Below are 17,384 nucleotides of genomic sequence, written 5' to 3'. Positions count from 1 at the left end.
AAAGCTAAAAATGCTACGGGTAATAGAAAAAAAAGGTGGGGTATGCTAGCTGATAAAGATCGTATCTTCACCAATATTTATGGTTTAAAAGACAAATCATTAAAGGCTGCGATGTTGCGTGGGCATTGGAATGGTCTGAAAGAAATGATTGACAAAGGTCGTGATTGGATCATTGATGAAGTGAAGGCATCGGGTTTACGCGGTCGTGGTGGTGCTGGTTTTCCTACTGGAATGAAGTGGTCCTTTATGCCAAAGCAGAATGATGGACGTCCTCATTATTTGGTTGTCAATGCCGATGAATCTGAACCTGGAACTTGTAAAGACCGTGATATTTTACGGCATGATCCCCATACTTTGATTGAAGGATGTGCAATCGCTACTTTTGCTATGGGAGCCAATGTTGCTTTTATTTATATTCGTGGTGAATATATTCGTGAACGTGAAGCGCTTCAAGCTGCGGTTGATGAATGCTATGATGCGGGTTTACTTGGCAAAAAAACGAAATATGGGCATGCTTGTGATATTGTTATTCATCATGGAGCGGGTGCTTATATTTGTGGTGAAGAAACAGCTCTTCTTGAAAGTCTTGAGGGAAAAAAGGGACAACCTCGGCTTAAACCACCATTTCCTGCCAATATGGGGATTTATGGCTGTCCAACAACAGTAAATAATGTAGAGTCTATTGCCGTTGTTCCAACGATTTTGCGGCGGGGTGCTTCGTGGTTTTCATCAATCGGACGAGCAAATAATGTTGGAACGAAATTATTTATGGTTTCAGGGCATGTTAATGCACCTTGTACATTTGAAGACGCTCTTGGTGTTTCATTCCGTGAATTAATTGAAAAACATACGGGTGGTGTTCGTGGTGGATGGAATAATCTTTTAGCAGTTATTCCAGGGGGGGCTTCTTGTCCAGTCGTTCGTGGTGAGGATATGATCGATGCGATCATGGATTTTGATGGGATGCGAGATGTCGGGTCTTCTTTTGGCACAGGGGGAATGATTGTTATGGATAAATCAACCGATATTATCAAGGCAATTTGGCGTATAGCTGCTTTTTTCAAGCACGAGAGTTGTGGTCAGTGTACACCGTGTCGTGAGGGGACGGGATGGATGATGCGTCTTTTAGGGCGTATGGTTGAGGGAAGAGCGCAAAAACGCGAGATTGATCTTTTGTTTGAAGTGTCTAAACAGGTTGAAGGACACACTATTTGTGCGCTTGGTGATGCTGCCGCATGGCCTGTACAGGGGTTGATACGTAATTTTCGTCCAGAAATCGAGCGTAGAATTGATGAATACACGCGAAATGTAGTCCAAAGCAAAAATATTGCTTTAGAAGCGGTTTAATAAAGGATTTTGTTTTAAGAACGACCGAATGCAAATTTTAAGTGGGTTATCCGCAGGTTGGATGGGTGATGATAAATATCAAAGTTGATGGCAAAGAGATTGAAGTTCCTGATTACTACACGTTGCTTCAGGCTGCTGAGGCGGCTGGGGCAGAAATTCCACGTTTTTGTTTTCATGAATCTTTGTCAATTGCTGGAAATTGTCGTATGTGTTTAGTTGAGGTTAAGGGTGGTCCACCAAAACCTCAGGCTTCTTGTGCTATGGGGGTTCGTGATTTACGATTAGGGCCTAACGGTGAGGCACCTGAGATTTTTACCAATACACCGATGGTAAAAAAAGCACGTGAAGGTGTTATGGAATTTCTTCTCATTAATCATCCTTTGGATTGTCCAGTGTGTGATCAAGGGGGAGAGTGTGATCTTCAAGATCAAGCAATGCTTTATGGACGAGATTGTTCTCGTTATACAGAAAATAAACGTGCTGTAGAAGATAAATATATTGGACCTCTTGTCAAAACTGTTATGACACGGTGTATTCATTGTACACGGTGTGTTCGTTTTACAACGGAAGTTGCAGGTATTTCTGAGCTTGGTTTGATCGGTCGTGGTGAAGATGCTGAAATTACGACGTATCTTGAAAAAGCTATGACATCTGAATTACAGGGAAATGTTATTGATCTTTGTCCAGTGGGAGCTCTAACTTCAAAACCTTATGCGTTTCATGCCCGTCCGTGGGAATTGGTAAAAACGGAATCGATTGATGTGATGGATGCGCTTGGTAGTGCTATCCGTATTGATAGCCGCGGCCGTGAAGTTATGCGGATTATGCCGCGTACGAATGAAGATGTAAATGAGGAATGGATCTCTGATAAAACGCGTTTTATTTGGGATGGATTACGGACTCAGCGGCTTGATAAGCCATATGTACGCAAAGATGGAAAGCTTCAACCTGTCAGTTGGACAGAAGCTTTTGCAAAAATTAAAATGGTAATCTCTAAAATTTTTCCAGAAAAAATTGGAGCCATTGCGGGGGATCTTGCTTCTGTTGAAGAAATGTATGCCCTTAAAGCATTATTGAGTTCTTTGGGCTCAACGCTTTTTGATTGTCGTCAAAGAGGGGGGGCTTTATCGCCAGAGTTTGGGCGCTCGAGTTATATTTTTAATCCTACAATTGTAGGTATTGAACAGGCTGATGCACTGCTTATTGTGGGATCTAATCCACGTCATGAAGCAGCTGTTTTAAATGCGCGTATTTTAAAGCGCCAACGGATGGGCAATTTTCCTATTGCATTAATTGGAGAGAAAGTCGATTTACGTTATCCTTATTCTTACCTTGGATCTGGGAGTGATACATTAACGACACTTATTCGTGGAGAGGATGTTTTTTTTAATGTCTTAAAAGAAGCGAAGAGGCCCCTTATTCTTATCGGAGAGGGAGCGGTTTCAGGAAGTGAAGGTTTATCTGTTTTAAAAAGTCTTGCTAAATTAGCTGATAATATAGGTGCTCTTAGTGAGACATGGAATGGGTTTGGGGTTCTTCATAATGCAGCTTCGATTGTTGGAGGGTTGGACATAGGCTTTACTTCTAAGCTTGGGGTTGCAAATATACTTAAAACCTGTGAAGTTCTATTTTTGCTTGGTGCTGATGAAGTAGAATTAGCCAATACAAAAGCTTTTACAGTTTATATTGGGAGCCATGGTGATAATGGTGCACATGCTGCTGACGTTATTTTGCCTGCATCTGCTTACACTGAAAAATCAGGGCTTTATGTGAATACAGAAGGACGTGTTCAAATGACAAATCGGGCTGGTTTTGCTCCAGGTGAAGCAAAAGAAGATTGGGCTATTTTGCGTGCTTTATCGGATATTTTAGGACAAAAGCTCCCTTTTGATTCTCTTTCTCAATTAAGGCAATGCTTGTTTAATGATTATCCACACCTTTGTGCTGTTGATGATATAGTGCCTTCTGATATAAGTGGTCTTAAGGCGCTTGGTTCAAAAATGGTTTCTCTCGAGAGTCAAGCATTTACTTCTATGGTTAAAGATTTTTATTTAACAAATCCGATAGCACGTGCTTCTGCTGTTATGGCTGAATGTTCATCTCTTGCAAAAAACCGTGCTACACAAACAGTAAAGTAAGGCAAAGGAAAAGGAATAATGATGTATGATTTCTTTATGACTTGGCTGTTGCCATTACTCATTATAATCGGAAAAACACTTCTTCTTTTGGTCGTTCTTTTGGTCTTAGTTGCTTATCTTCTTTATGCAGATAGAAAAATTTGGGCAGCGGTACAATTGCGTCGTGGACCAAACGTTGTTGGACCATGGGGTTTGTTACAGTCTTTTGCAGATTTAATTAAATTTGTTGTTAAGGAGCCTATTATCCCTGCAGGTGCAAATAAGGGTGTTTTTCTTTTGGCTCCTTTTGTTTCAGCGACACTTGCTTTATCAACTTGGGCTGTTATTCCTGTCAATGAGGGTTGGGAGATTGCAAAGATTAATGTTGGCTTGCTTTATATTTTAGCCATTTCATCTCTTGAAGTTTATGGTGTTATTATGGGGGGATGGGCATCAAATTCAAAATATCCTTTCTTAGGAGCTCTTCGTTCGGCGGCACAAATGGTTTCTTATGAAGTTTCCATTGGTTTTGTGCTTGTGACTGTCATTTTAATAAGTGGTTCGTTAGATCTCACAACAATTGTTTTTAAACAAACGCACGGGCTTGGTACAACTCTTGGTCTTCCTTTTAACAGTTTTCTCGATTGGAATTGGTTGGTCCTTTTTCCAATGTTTATTATATTTTTTATTTCTGCGCTTGCAGAGACAAATCGTCCTCCATTCGATTTGGTGGAAGCAGAATCCGAACTTGTTGCTGGTCATATGGTAGAATATTCTTCAACGCCTTACATGCTCTTCTTTCTAGGTGAATATGTTGCGATTGTTTTAATGTGCGCATTAACAACCATTCTATTTTTAGGCGGTTGGCTGCCTCCCTTAGATGTTTGGTGGCTTAATTGGGTTCCTGGTATCATTTGGTTTGTTTTAAAAGTCTGTTTTGTATTTTTTTGGTTTGCTATGGTTAAAGCATTTGTTCCACGTTATCGCTATGATCAGCTCATGCGGCTTGGTTGGAAGGTTTTTCTTCCTCTCTCACTAGCAATGGTTGTGATAACTGCTGCTTTTTTAAAGTTTACGGATTTCGTTTAAGAGGAGATTTTACGATGTCAGGTTTTATTCAGGCGGCAAAGTCACTTCTTCTATTGGAATTTGTGAGTGCTTTTTTCTTAGCTATGCGTCAATTTTTTTCACCAAAACCCACGATTAATTATCCTTATGAAAAAGGTTTTGTATCTCAGCGTTTTCGTGGTGAGCATGCATTGCGTCGCTATCCAAATGGTGAAGAACGGTGTATTGCTTGTAAATTATGTGAAGCGATTTGTCCTGCTCAAGCGATTACAATTGAAGCTGGTCCACGGCGCAATGATGGTACACGTAGAACTGTCCGTTATGATATAGACATGGTTAAATGTATCTACTGTGGTTTTTGTCAAGAAGCCTGTCCGGTTGAGGCTATTGTCGAAGGTCCAAATTTTGAGTTTGCGACGGAAACACGTGAAGAACTTTATTATGATAAAGAAAAACTTTTATTGAATGGAGATCGCTGGGAGCGAGAAATTGCTCGAAATATATTGATGGATGCGCCTTATCGTTAAGTGTATCGTTAAATGAGGTGTCGGATATTTTTCCGATAAATTGTAATCTGGTATGAAGTTTATACCAATTGTTTGAATAATTAAGGAGAAGCCTATGCTAACAGATCTAGCGGCGGCATTTTTCTATTTGTTTGCTTTTATTATGCTAACAAGTGCAGTTATTGTTATTACAGCACGCAATCCAGTGCATTCTGTTTTGTTTTTAATCCTCGCATTTTTTAATGCAGCAGCTTTGTTTTTACTTGCAGGAGCAGAGTTTTTAGGGCTTATTCTGCTTGTTGTGTATGTTGGAGCTGTCGCTGTTTTATTTTTATTTGTCGTTATGATGCTTGACGTTGATTTTGCTGAGTTAAAGAGTGGAACTCTTCGGTATGCTCCTATTGGAGCTCTTATTGGTGTTATTATCGCTGTAGAATTGATTGTTGTTTTTATGAGTAGCTATTTTTCTCCAGTCTTGAGAACGCATGTTACGCAACCAATGCCAGATTTAGCGCAGCGAACAAATACACAAGCATTAGGTGATATTCTCTATACGGATTATGTTTTCTATTTTCAAATTGCTGGAATGATTTTATTGGTTGCAATGATTGGAGCTATTGTTTTAACACTTCGTCATAAATTAGGAGTAAAGCGGCAATCTATTGCGGAGCAAGTTTCTAGAACGGTAGAAAGTGCCATTGAAATCAAACAAGTTGAATCAGGCAAAGGTATGTAAGGGGGCTATGCAGATGTATATTGATATTACACATTATCTCACTGTTTCTGCTTTGATGTTTACAATTGGTATTGCTGGAATTTTTCTCAACAGAAAAAATGTGATTATTATCTTGATGTCCATTGAGCTTATATTGCTTTCAGTTAATCTCAATTTTGTTGCATTTTCAGCATTTCTTCATGATCTCGTTGGTCAGGTATTCGCTTTATTTGTCTTAACCGTAGCAGCTGCTGAAGCTGCCATTGGTTTAGCAATTCTGGTCGTTTTTTTCCGTAATCGTGGTTCCATTGCGGTTGAAGATGTTAATGTAATGAAAGGCTAACCAGTGATGTATTATACGATTGTCTTTCTTCCGCTTTTGGGTTTTTTAATTGCTGCACTAGGTGGAAAAACGATAGGAGATCGTGCGAGTGAATTGATAACATGTAGCTTTATGGTTGTTGTTGCCATATTATCGTGGATAGCATTTTTCAGTACTGCACTTGGTCATATTCCAGCGATTGATGTATTGGTATTACATTGGATGACTGTTGGTGACTTAAGCTTTAATTGGGCTTTACATGTTGATGCATTAACAGCTGTCATGCTTATTGTTGTGAATAGTGTTTCGGCATTAGTGCATATTTATTCAATTGGTTATATGCACCATGACCCTTCAAGGTCTCGTTTTTTTTCTTATCTTTCTTTGTTTACATTTATGATGCTTATGTTGGTCACATCCAATAATTTGATTCAGATGTTTTTTGGATGGGAAGGTGTCGGACTTGCTTCTTATTTACTCATTGGTTTTTGGTTTCAGCGCGATTCTGCTAATAAGGCCGCAATGAAAGCTTTTGTAGTTAACCGTGTTGGAGACTTTGGTTTTCTCTTAGGAATCTTTAGTATTTTTGTTTTGTTCCAATCGGTTGATTTTGCCTCTATTTTTGCAAAAGCTGCCGACAAGAGCTTTATACAAAATATGACATTTTTAGATTGGCAATTTGATGGGCAGACGGCAATTACCATTACATGTCTTTTATTATTTATTGGTGCGATGGGAAAATCCGCACAATTTCTTTTACATACTTGGCTGCCTGATGCAATGGAAGGGCCAACCCCTGTATCAGCGCTTATTCATGCCGCTACAATGGTAACGGCTGGTGTTTTTATGATTGCGCGTATGTCGCCAATTTTTGAACTTTCTTCAACTGCTTTGACCGTGATTATTATTGTTGGTGCAACAACAGCGTTTTTTGCAGCAACTGTGGGGTTGGTGCAGAATGATATTAAGCGTGTTATTGCTTATTCTACATGCTCTCAACTTGGTTATATGTTTGTGGCATTAGGTGTTGGAGCTTATGGCGCTGCTGTCTTTCATCTTTTTACGCATGCTTTTTTTAAAGCCTTATTGTTTCTTGGTGCAGGTTCTGTGATTCATGCTGTATCTGATGAACAAGATATGCGAAAAATGGGTGGGTTACGCAAACATATAAAGGTCACCTATTGGATGATGATGGTCGGGACCATTGCCTTGACCGGTGTTGGAATTCCAGGAACACTTTTCGGGACTGCAGGTTTTTTCTCAAAAGATGCGATTATAGAGTCTGCTTTTGCATCTCATAATATTGCTTCAGGATATGCTTTTTATCTTCTTGTTTTTGCTGCCTTTTTAACAAGTTTCTATTCATGGCGACTTATCTTTATGACATTCCATGGTAAACCACGGGCAACAGTTGATGTGATGCATCATGTTCATGAATCGCCTCCAGTTATGTTGATTCCACTCTTTCTTTTATCTATTGGAGCAATATTTTCTGGTGTCGTTTTCCAACCTTACTTTTTTGGTGACTTGTATAATGCTTTTTGGAAGGGAGCATTATTTACAAGCAGCCATAATCATATTCTTCATGATGCTCACCATGTTTTTAATTGGGTAAAATGGTCGCCTTTTATAGCAATGATTCTTGGGTTTATGTTGGCTTATTTATTTTATATTGTGGCTCCCTCTCTTCCCAAGAAAATGGCGCGTATTATGCCAGGAGTGTATCACTTTCTTTACCAAAAGTGGTATTTCGATCAATTATATAACTTTTTATTTGTTCGTCCTACCTTTAGAATTGGTTCTTTTCTTTGGAAAGTGGGAGACGGTAAGATTATTGATGGTCTAGGTCCCAATGGTATTGCAGCGCGTGTTGTTGATATTACAAATAGAGTTGTTCGAATGCAAACAGGCTATCTTTACCACTATGCATTTGCAATGCTTATCGGCGTTGCATTGCTCATTACATGGATGATGATCGGGGGCGTAAACTAATGACCGATTGGCCTATTCTTTCTACGGTTACATTTTTGCCGCTTGTTGGTGTTCTTCTGATTTTGTTTATCAAAGATGATAGTGAAGTAGCACGCCATAATATACGTAATGTCGCATTTTTTACGACTCTATTTGTTTTTATTATTTCTTTAATTATTTGGATAGGATTTGATTCTAGCAACCAAAATTTTCAAATGGTTGAAAAATCCAGTTGGTTAGGGGGGGGTATTAGCTATCATATGGGGGTCGATGGTATTTCTATTCTTTTTGTTGTTCTCTCGGCTTTTCTTTTACCTTTCTGTATTTTAGCAAGTTGGGAGAATGTTAAAGAGAGATTAAAAGCCTATATGATTGCGTTTCTTCTTCTAGAAGTTGCGATTATTGGTGTTTTTTGTGCTCTTGATGCAATGCTATTCTATGTTTTTTTTGAAGGCAGCCTCATTCCAATGTTTATCATTATAGGTGTATGGGGAGGAGCACGTCGTGTTTATGCAAGTATAAAGTTTTTCTTATATACTTTACTTGGTTCAGTGCTTATGCTGGTTGCTCTTATGGTTATGTATTGGGAGGCTGGGACACTTGATATACCAACTTTACTCAATTATCAGTTTCCTGCTCATATGCAAATATGGCTATGGCTTGCATTTTTTGCTTCTTTCGCAGTTAAAATGCCAATGTGGCCAGTTCATACATGGCTCCCTGATGCTCACGTAGAAGCACCGACAGCGGGTTCTGTTATTTTAGCTGGTGTCTTACTTAAATTAGGTGGGTATGGTTTTCTTCGTTTTTCTTTGCCTATGTTTCCTATCGCTTCAGCAGATTTTGCGCCTTTTGTTTTCACATTATCGCTTATCGCTATTATTTATACATCACTGGTTGCACTTGTTCAAAGTGACATCAAAAAACTTATTGCATATTCCTCAATAGCGCATATGGGATATGTAACGATGGGTATTTTTGCTGCGAATGAACAGGGGATACAAGGGGCTATTTATCAGATGCTATCCCATGGAATTGTTTCAGCAGCATTGTTTCTTTGTGTTGGGGTTATCTATGATCGCTTGCATACACGTGAAATTTCAGCGTTTGGTGGTTTAGTGAATAATATGCCTAAATATGCTGTTGTTTTCTTAATTTTCACCATGGCAAATGTTGGTTTGCCTGGAAGCTCAGGATTTTTGGGTGAATTTTTAACCTTAATAGGTGTTTTTCAAGTAAATAAATTGGTTGTTGTTTTAGCAACAACAGGTGTTATCTTATCGGCAGCCTATGCCCTTTATCTTTATCGGCGTGTGGTTTTTGGTTCCTTGGATAAAGAGAATTTAAAAGTATTAATAGATCTTTCTTTAAGAGAAAAATTCCTCCTTTATCCATTGGTTATTCTTACAATATTCTTTGGTATCTATCCAACGCCTATTCTTAAGGCAACGGCGTTTTCCGTAGAAACCCTCATCAATAAACTGCACTAGATAAGGGAAGAATGCACATGCAAACTGAAATAATAGCGCAATTAGTCTTAATTCTTCCAGAGCTTTTAATTGCATTAGGAGCTGTCGTGCTGCTTATGATTGGTGTTTATTCCAATACACGTGCTTCTTTAACAGTGACAGGTTTAGCCATAGCAATTCTTGTGGCAACCATTATTATTCTTATAATTTTTCCGAAAAATGGTTCATTTCAAACCAATGCGCTCGTTATCGATTCCTTTAGTCGTTATATGAAAATTTTAATGCTTATTGGTGCACTCTTTTCTCTTATCATGTCTGTTGGTTTTGCCAATGCACAAAAGTTTAATATATTTGAGTTTCCAGTACTTGTTCTTTTAGCAACCCTTGGAATGATGTTTATGATTTCAGCGGGTAATATGCTGTCGCTTTATATGGGGTTAGAGCTGCAATCTTTAGCTTTATATGTTTTAGCAGCGATTAATCGTAATAATGTAAAATCTTCTGAAGCCGGTATAAAATACTTTGTTTTAGGAGCATTATCTTCAGGTTTGCTTCTTTATGGTATTTCTTTGCTTTATGGTTTTACCGGTCAAATTGGTTTTCACGAAATTGCTCTTGCTTTAAAAGGCAAAAATGTACAATTGGGGGTCATTTTTGGAATTGTCTTTATTTTAGCTGGTTTGGCTTTCAAAATTTCTGCTGTTCCGTTTCATATGTGGACACCTGATGTTTATGAAGGAGCGCCCACACCGATTACAGCATTTTTTGCTGGTGCCCCTAAAGTTGCTGCAATGGCTTTAATCATCCGTATTATTGTGGTGACCTTTATTCCCCTAGGGCGTGTTGATAACGTGATGCCTGCATGGCAACAAATTTTGGTGTTCATGGCGATTGCATCAATGATACTGGGTGCTTTTGCTGCAATCGGTCAGAATAATATTAAGCGCTTAATGGCTTATTCGTCGATCAGTCATATGGGTTATGCACTTGTTGGTTTATCTGCTGGAGATATGCTTGGGATAAAAAGCGTTATCCTTTATATGACTATTTATCTTGGAATGACGCTTGGTTCATTTGCCTTTATTCTTGGAATGCGCTCTCAGAATGGAAATGTTGAAAATATTTATGATCTTTCAGGGTTAGCAAAGACGAATCCGTTTATGGCTGTTGTGATGACAATACAGCTTTTCTCTTTAGCCAGTATACCACCTATGGCTGGTTTTTTTGGAAAGTGGTATACCTTTTCTGCTGCTGTCCACGCTGGACTTACGCCACTTGCTGTCGTTGGGATGATAGCGTCTGTCGTTGGGGCTTTTTACTATTTGCGAGTCATTAAAATTATGTGGTTTGATGATGCACAAGCGCATTTTGTTGCTTTATCGAAAGAGCTTCAATTTTGTCTTGGTCTTTCTGTATTCTTTATTTTATTTTACGCGCTTTTTGGAGTTTGGTTCGCTGAGCTAGCAGAAAAAGCAGCAACAGCATTGTTTTAATGAATATGGTTTATACTTTATCAGATTTTGCACAAAAACAGGGATACACTGTTGAAGCGTACGATAGTGTTGATTCAACAAATCTCATTGCGCAACGAAAAGCGCAAACTGGTCATCAAGGTAATCTTTGGATTGTTGCACAAGAACAATCACAGGGAAGAGCAAGAAGAGGGAGGACTTGGTCTAGTCCAAAAGGGAACCTTTATTCTAGTCTTTTATTAATTGATGATATTGTTCATCAAACTGCGGCTCAACTTGGTTTTGTTGCTGGAGTAAGTGTGGCAGAGGCAATAAAACAATTGATAAAAGAGGAAAAGCAGACAAACAATATTGTGAGCTTAAAATGGCCAAACGATATTTTGCTCAGAGGAGAAAAAAGCTCTGGAGTTTTGCTTGAGATTTTAAAATTGTCATCACAACAATATGCCTTGGTTATTGGTATTGGAATAAATGTGAAATATAATTATGAAGATGCGCCCTATTCCACTTCAAGCTTAAAGAATATCGGGTTGCGTATTGATGCAGAACAATTATTTACGGTTTTGACGGAGTGTTTTTCTAAAAATTACCTTCTTTGCAAACAACCAAAAGGATGTGAAATAATCCGAAAAAAATGGCTTTTATATTCCGCTCATCTTGGGAAACATGTCAAAGTGGTGAATGATGAAAAAGTCATTGAGGGTATTTTTGATGGTCTTGATAGTGATTTTAACTGCATCATAAAGCAAAAAGACGGTCAGACAGCCATTATAACAGCTGGGGATGTTCATTTTGGTTTGGCTGATTTTGTTAATGCAGGCCGTTATTGAAAAATTATTTTATCATCAGATACCTTAATGATTTGGGAGATGTTTATGGTTGCAGCCAATAGATGTGAATTTGTTTTTTTACCTCTGGGAGGTGTAGGTGAAATAGGGATGAATTTAGCTGCTTACGGATTTGGTCCCCAATATCTTCGTGAATGGCTGCTGGTTGATATGGGGATTAGTTTTGCTGGTTCTGAATTACCAGGTGTCGATCTTGTTTTGCCTGATATTCGTTTTCTAGAAAGTGAAAAACACAATATACGGGGTCTTGTTTTAACACATGCACATGAAGATCATTATGGGGCCGTTCTTGATTTATGTCCAAAGTTACAAGTGCCGATTTACTGTACGCCTTTTACGGCAGGATTATTAGAAAGTAAAAGGCAAGCAGATTTTGAATCTCAAAAAATTTTACTCAATATTTTTCAAGCTGGTGATTGTTTTCAGGTAGGTTCCTTTGCTGTAGAGGCTATAGCCGTTAACCATTCAATACCAGAATCTGTATCTTTAGCAATTACAACCTCTTTGGGGACTGTGATTCATACTGGTGATTGGAAAATTGATCATACCCCTTCACTCGGGGCTGTAACCGATGAAAAAAGATTTCGTGCTTTAGGCAAAAAAGGTGTTTTAGCATTACTTTGTGATTCCACAAATGCATGTCGGGATGGTATCTCTCCTTCAGAACAGCAAGTTCAAGCCAGTCTTTCAGAGATTATTTCTAAAGCTGAAGGGCGCGTTGCGATAGCAACTTTTTCTTCTAATATTGGTCGGATACGTTCTATTGCTCTTGCAGCTGAAGCTGCTGGACGTAAGGTGCTTGTCATTGGGCGTTCCCTTAAGCGAAGTATTATGGTTGCACAAGAGCTTGGTTATATGAATGGTTTAGCACCATTTGTAACGGAAGATGATTATGGGTACATCTCGCGAAAAGATCTTGTTTTAATTGTCACAGGGAGCCAAGGTGAGCCATGTGCTGCTTTGGCTAAACTGTCACGTGATGGAATGAAAAATATTGCACTTTCCGCTGGTGATACCGTTATTTATTCATCACGAAGTATTCCAGGAAACGAAAAAGCGATTATTGAGGTACAAAATCGTTTCATTGATTTGGGTATTAAAATTATTACGAATGAAGATGCACTTGTTCATGTTTCAGGTCATCCCCGTCGTTCAGAACTTTTACAGATGTATGATTGGATAAAGCCACAAATACTTGTCCCTGTACATGGGGAAGCAATGCATCTTAAGGCTCAGGCAACTTTAGCACGTCAAGCGGGTATTAAAACTGTTATGGATATCAGAAATGGCTATATGTTACGTCTTGCACCAGAGCCTGTAGAAGTTATTGATCAAGTTCCTGTTGGCCGCATCTATAAGGATGGTTGCTTAATTGGAGATGAAGATGAATTAGGGATTCGTGAACGCCGTAAACTAAGTTATGCTGGTCATGTTACTATTTCTCTCCATATAAATAGTAAGCATGAATTATTAGGGGATATAGGTCTAACAACATTCGGGTTACCTGAAAGTAATGGAAAGGGGGAAAGTTTAAAAGATATTCTTTTAGATATCGTAGAAAATACAGTTTATAATATCCCACGCATGAAACAGAAAAATAATGAACTTATTCGAGAGGCAACACGACGTGCAGTAAGAGCGGCTGTTCATGAAATTTGGCAAAAAAAACCTATCTGTACAGTTTTTTTACATCGGTCAAAATAAAAGAACTTTCCTATTACGTTATTTAAAAAGAGAAGAGCATTTTTATTTTATTGCTAAATAAGAAAAATAGAGAATAAAGCACAATAAATTTTTAAATGATAAGATCGTTATATTTGCAAGTATTCAGAATGCGGCTATAGATGAATAGAGGGTGTGATAAATTGTTCCGATATGATAGATCTGATTAGGAGTTAATTATTTCAATGCGTCTTTCTCAATATTTCCTTCCACTTTTAAAAGAGAATCCTAAAGAAGCAGAAATTGTTTCTCATCGCTTCATGTTGCGCGCTGGAATGATTCGACAACAAACATCAGGGATTTATTCTTGGCTTCCTTTGGGAAAAAAAGTGCTTGATAAAGTTTGTAAAATTATTCGTGAAGAGCAAGAACGTGCGGGTGCAATAGAAATATTGATGCCTACAATTCAGTCTGCTGATCTTTGGCGTGAAAGCGGTCGTTATGATGATTATGGTTTGGAAATGCTCCGCATTAAAGATCGTCAAAAGCGTGATTTACTTTACGGTCCAACCAATGAAGAGATGGTAACAGATATTTTTCGCTCTTATGTTCGTTCTTATAAAGATCTTCCGCTTAATTTATACCATATTCAATGGAAATTTCGTGATGAAATTCGTCCACGTTTTGGTGTGATGCGAGCACGAGAATTTTTAATGAAAGATGCTTATTCTTTTGATCTTGATTATGAAGGCTCTGAAACATCTTATAATCGTATGTTTGTTGCTTATTTACGCACTTTTTCTCGCCTTGGCTTAAAAGCAATTCCTATGCGTGCAGATACAGGTCCAATAGGGGGGGAACTCAGTCATGAATTTATCATTTTGGCTGAAACAGGAGAGAGTGCTATCTTCTGTGATAAACAATTTCTTGAACTTACCATTCCTGATAGTTCAATCGATTTTAGTGATAAAGCTGTTTTAGATGATATTGTTAAGCAATGGACATCTTTTTATGCAGCAACGGAAGAAATGCATAATGAAGAGGAGTGGGCTAAAGTTTCTGATCATAATCGTCTTTCAGCGCGTGGTATTGAAGTAGGGCATATTTTCCACTTTGGTACTAAATATTCTGCTCCAATGGGAGCAAAAGTTATGGGACAAGATGGAAAAGAGCATGTGGTCTCTATGGGATCTTATGGTATTGGGCCTTCGCGTCTTGTTGCGGCCGCTATTGAGGCTTCTCATGATGAAAATGGTATTATTTGGCCAAAGTCGATGGCACCGTTTGATTTTGGGATTATCAATATGAAGCCCGATGATGAAAAATGCACACAGGCATGTGAGTTTCTCTATCAGGGATTAAAGAAGGTTGGTTTTGATCCGTTATTAGATGATAGAAATGAACGCCCTGGATCAAAATTTGCAACAATGGATTTGATTGGTTTGCCAACGCAAATCATTGTTGGTCCTAACAGCATTGCACAAAATGAAGTTGAAATTAAAGATCGAAAAACAGGAATAAAAAAATCTCTAAAGGTTGAAGATGTGCTCAGCCAACTTTCTATAATTTAATAGGAAATATTATGAAGAGGCTGAAAAACAAATGCTTTTCATCTTATGAGTGGATGATCGCTTTTCGTTATATGATTCCCAATAAAAAACATGTCGTTGCATCTGTTATTTCAATTATTTCTCTTATTGGGATTATGTTGGGCGTATTTGCTCTGGTTGTTGTTATGGCGGTGATGAATGGCTTTCGTACAGAACTTCTCAATCGTATTCTTGGTATGAATGGGCATCTTATTATTCAAACAGTTGATTCTGGTTTTGCTGATTATAAGACTCTTATTTCTTCTTTAGAAACTACAAATGGCGTGAAGTTTGCTTTGCCTGTTATTGAAGGTCAAGCACTTGTTCAAGGTGAAGTTCAAGGTGGCTCTGGCGCGTTAGTTCGTGGTATGCGCAAACAAGATCTAGAAAAGCTTAAAACAGTCTCTCAAAACATTAAATTAGGATCGATTTCTCGGTTTGATCAAGAAGAAGGTGTTGCAATTGGAAGTGGCTTAGCAGAAAAATTAGGATTAACAGTTGGAAGAGATATTCGTATCATTACTCCAGATGGTGATGAGACTCCTTTTGGCGTTACGCCACGAGTGAAAGCTTATAAAGTCGTTGCTATTTTTGAAGTTGGTATGTCTGAATATGATTCAATATTTGTCTTTATGCCTCTTCATGAAGCACAAATGTTTTTTAATTTAGGCGATAAGGTTCAGTCTTTAGAGTTATTTTTAAATGATCCTGATGCAGTTGATCAAATAAAACCCGTTGTAGAAAAAGCAGTTGATCAACAGGTTTATTTAATTGATTGGCGTACACGTAATCAGGCTTTTTTTTCAGCTTTACAGATTGAACGAAATGTTATGTTTTTCATTCTTTCTCTGATCGTTCTTGTTGCTGCTTTAAATATTATTTCAGGACTGATTATGCTTGTAAAAGATAAAAGTCATGATATTGCAATTTTACGCACGATGGGTGCTCAACAAAGTGCGATTTTGCGTATATTTATCATTACAGGAATGATGATTGGTTTTATTGGAACGATATTGGGCTTAATTTTAGGTGTTATCGCGACCGCGAATATTAATCATATCCAAGATTTTATATCTTGGTTATTTAATGTCGACGTTTTTAATCCTCAACTTTATTTTTTAACAAAATTGCCTGCACAAATTGAGTGGAAACAGACCATCTTGGTTGCTATGATGGCTTTATTCTTGTCATTTCTTGCTGCTCTCATTCCGGCATGGCGTGCTGCTAAGCTAGATCCCGTACAAGCTTTGAGGTATGAATAATGACAGCTATTTTAGAGCTTGTAGAGATTGAAAGACGCTTTTTCGAGGGTCATAAGCCGCTCATTGTTTTAGATAAAGCGAATTTTACTCTTAATCGTGGAGAGCTTGTTGCACTTGTTGCACCATCTGGTGCTGGAAAATCAACACTTCTTCATATTGCTGGATTATTAGAAAAACCAACCGCTGGTGATGTGATGTTACGAGGTGTTTCTTGTGCAAAGCGCTCTGATAGTGAGCGAACAGCTATAAGACGAAATGATATTGGTTTTGTTTATCAATTTCATCATTTACTTCCAGAGTTTACGGCGTTAGAAAATGTCATGATACCGCAAATGATAGCAGGATTAAAAAAATCCATAGCAGAAGATCGTGCACGCAAATTATTGACGTATCTGCGTATTTCTCATCGTGCGAACCATCGTCCCTCAGAGTTATCGGGAGGAGAACAACAACGTGTTGCTATTGCACGTGCAGTAGCAAATGGCCCTTCGGTTCTTTTGGCTGATGAACCTACAGGAAATCTTGATCCAGTAACTTCAGCTTATGTCTTTCAAGCTTTATCTATCCTTGTTCGTCAGTCTGGTCTTTCTGCTCTTATTGCAACACATAATTACGCTTTAGCTAAGCAAATGCATCGTCGAATTACACTTAAAGAACAAAAGATTATAGAACTTCCTTAAAGCAAGGTAAAAATTTTATACGACTAATTGAATAGTTTATATTACTTTATTAAAGGAGATTTTTTATGACAGTTTTTGTCGTTGACAAAAATCAATTAGATGCTCGTCGTCGTCGATTGATTTTTCGTGCATGGCATCGCGGTATTCGTGAAATGGATCTCATTTTTGGACATTATGTCGATGCTCATATTACTGGGATGAATGATAAAACGCTCTCTGAGCTTGAGTATATTATGTCTTTTGATGATCGTGATTTACTCACATGGATTACTGGAGAAATTTTGCCCCCCTCTGAAGTTGATAGTCCACTTTTCCGTGATATTGCCAATTATCGTACTTGCTTAAGTTATTAATCC

15 protein-coding genes are annotated in these 17,384 nt (G+C 38.2%); all 15 read left to right on the top strand.

The window, feature by feature from the left end; genetic code table 11:
- Positions 1-42 precede the first annotated feature (42 nt).
- The 15 genes from nuoF to ACFINS_RS04880 all read left to right on the top strand — a co-directional run bounded on the left by nuoF (position 43) and on the right by ACFINS_RS04880 (position 17,381).
- Positions 43-1,347, top strand: coding sequence for an NADH-quinone oxidoreductase subunit NuoF (nuoF, locus tag ACFINS_RS04950; protein WP_375613456.1), 1,305 nt, complete (start codon positions 43-45; stop codon positions 1,345-1,347).
- A gap of 68 nt (positions 1,348-1,415) precedes the next feature.
- Complete coding sequence (gene nuoG / locus ACFINS_RS04945; RefSeq protein WP_375613455.1) at positions 1,416-3,485, top strand: NADH-quinone oxidoreductase subunit NuoG; 2,070 nt, start codon at positions 1,416-1,418, stop codon at positions 3,483-3,485.
- Between the two features lie 21 nt (positions 3,486-3,506).
- A complete protein-coding gene (gene nuoH / locus ACFINS_RS04940; RefSeq protein ID WP_375632259.1) occupies positions 3,507-4,553 on the top strand; it encodes an NADH-quinone oxidoreductase subunit NuoH in 1,047 nt (348 codons plus the stop codon).
- A gap of 14 nt (positions 4,554-4,567) precedes the next feature.
- Positions 4,568-5,059, top strand: a complete 492-nt coding sequence (gene nuoI, locus ACFINS_RS04935; protein WP_273723184.1) for an NADH-quinone oxidoreductase subunit NuoI — start codon at positions 4,568-4,570, stop codon at positions 5,057-5,059.
- A gap of 94 nt (positions 5,060-5,153) precedes the next feature.
- The gene (locus ACFINS_RS04930) at positions 5,154-5,774 is read left to right on the top strand and encodes an NADH-quinone oxidoreductase subunit J (protein ID WP_375611880.1); all 621 of its coding nucleotides are present in this window, start codon (positions 5,154-5,156) and stop codon (positions 5,772-5,774) included.
- A gap of 13 nt (positions 5,775-5,787) precedes the next feature.
- Positions 5,788-6,096, top strand: a complete 309-nt coding sequence (gene nuoK / locus ACFINS_RS04925) for an NADH-quinone oxidoreductase subunit NuoK (protein WP_273791275.1) — start codon at positions 5,788-5,790, stop codon at positions 6,094-6,096.
- A gap of 6 nt (positions 6,097-6,102) precedes the next feature.
- Positions 6,103-8,067, top strand: coding sequence for an NADH-quinone oxidoreductase subunit L (gene nuoL, locus ACFINS_RS04920; RefSeq protein ID WP_375613453.1), 1,965 nt, complete (start codon positions 6,103-6,105; stop codon positions 8,065-8,067).
- A complete protein-coding gene (locus tag ACFINS_RS04915; RefSeq protein ID WP_375611952.1) occupies positions 8,067-9,536 on the top strand; it encodes an NADH-quinone oxidoreductase subunit M in 1,470 nt (489 codons plus the stop codon). Before nuoL ends, ACFINS_RS04915 begins: the two co-directional genes overlap by 1 nt.
- 17 nt (positions 9,537-9,553) lie before the next feature.
- Positions 9,554-11,008: an NADH-quinone oxidoreductase subunit NuoN gene (gene nuoN / locus ACFINS_RS04910; RefSeq protein WP_375621227.1), complete on the top strand. Its 1,455-nt coding sequence runs from the start codon at positions 9,554-9,556 to the stop codon at positions 11,006-11,008.
- Positions 11,008-11,817, top strand: a complete 810-nt coding sequence (locus ACFINS_RS04905; protein ID WP_375705937.1) for a biotin--[acetyl-CoA-carboxylase] ligase — start codon at positions 11,008-11,010, stop codon at positions 11,815-11,817. The genes nuoN and ACFINS_RS04905 overlap by 1 nt, the downstream gene beginning before the upstream one ends.
- Positions 11,818-11,862: 45 nt before the next feature.
- Positions 11,863-13,539, top strand: a complete 1,677-nt coding sequence (locus ACFINS_RS04900; protein ID WP_375650226.1) for a ribonuclease J — start codon at positions 11,863-11,865, stop codon at positions 13,537-13,539.
- Between the two features lie 203 nt (positions 13,540-13,742).
- Positions 13,743-15,068, top strand: coding sequence for a proline--tRNA ligase (gene proS / locus ACFINS_RS04895; RefSeq protein ID WP_375611884.1), 1,326 nt, complete (start codon positions 13,743-13,745; stop codon positions 15,066-15,068).
- 11 nt (positions 15,069-15,079) lie between these two features.
- A complete protein-coding gene (locus tag ACFINS_RS04890) occupies positions 15,080-16,348 on the top strand; it encodes a lipoprotein-releasing ABC transporter permease subunit (RefSeq protein WP_375611885.1) in 1,269 nt (422 codons plus the stop codon).
- Positions 16,348-17,028, top strand: a complete 681-nt coding sequence (locus ACFINS_RS04885) for an ABC transporter ATP-binding protein (protein WP_375611886.1) — start codon at positions 16,348-16,350, stop codon at positions 17,026-17,028. The genes ACFINS_RS04890 and ACFINS_RS04885 overlap by 1 nt, the downstream gene beginning before the upstream one ends.
- A gap of 65 nt (positions 17,029-17,093) precedes the next feature.
- Positions 17,094-17,381, top strand: coding sequence for a succinate dehydrogenase assembly factor 2 (locus tag ACFINS_RS04880; protein ID WP_375611887.1), 288 nt, complete (start codon positions 17,094-17,096; stop codon positions 17,379-17,381).
- The last annotated feature ends 3 nt before the right edge of the window (positions 17,382-17,384 follow it).

This window comes from Bartonella sp. AA2SXKL (assembly GCF_042197205.1).
Classification (GTDB): domain Bacteria; phylum Pseudomonadota; class Alphaproteobacteria; order Rhizobiales; family Rhizobiaceae; genus Bartonella.
This window is presented reverse-complemented; position numbering and strand designations above follow the sequence as displayed.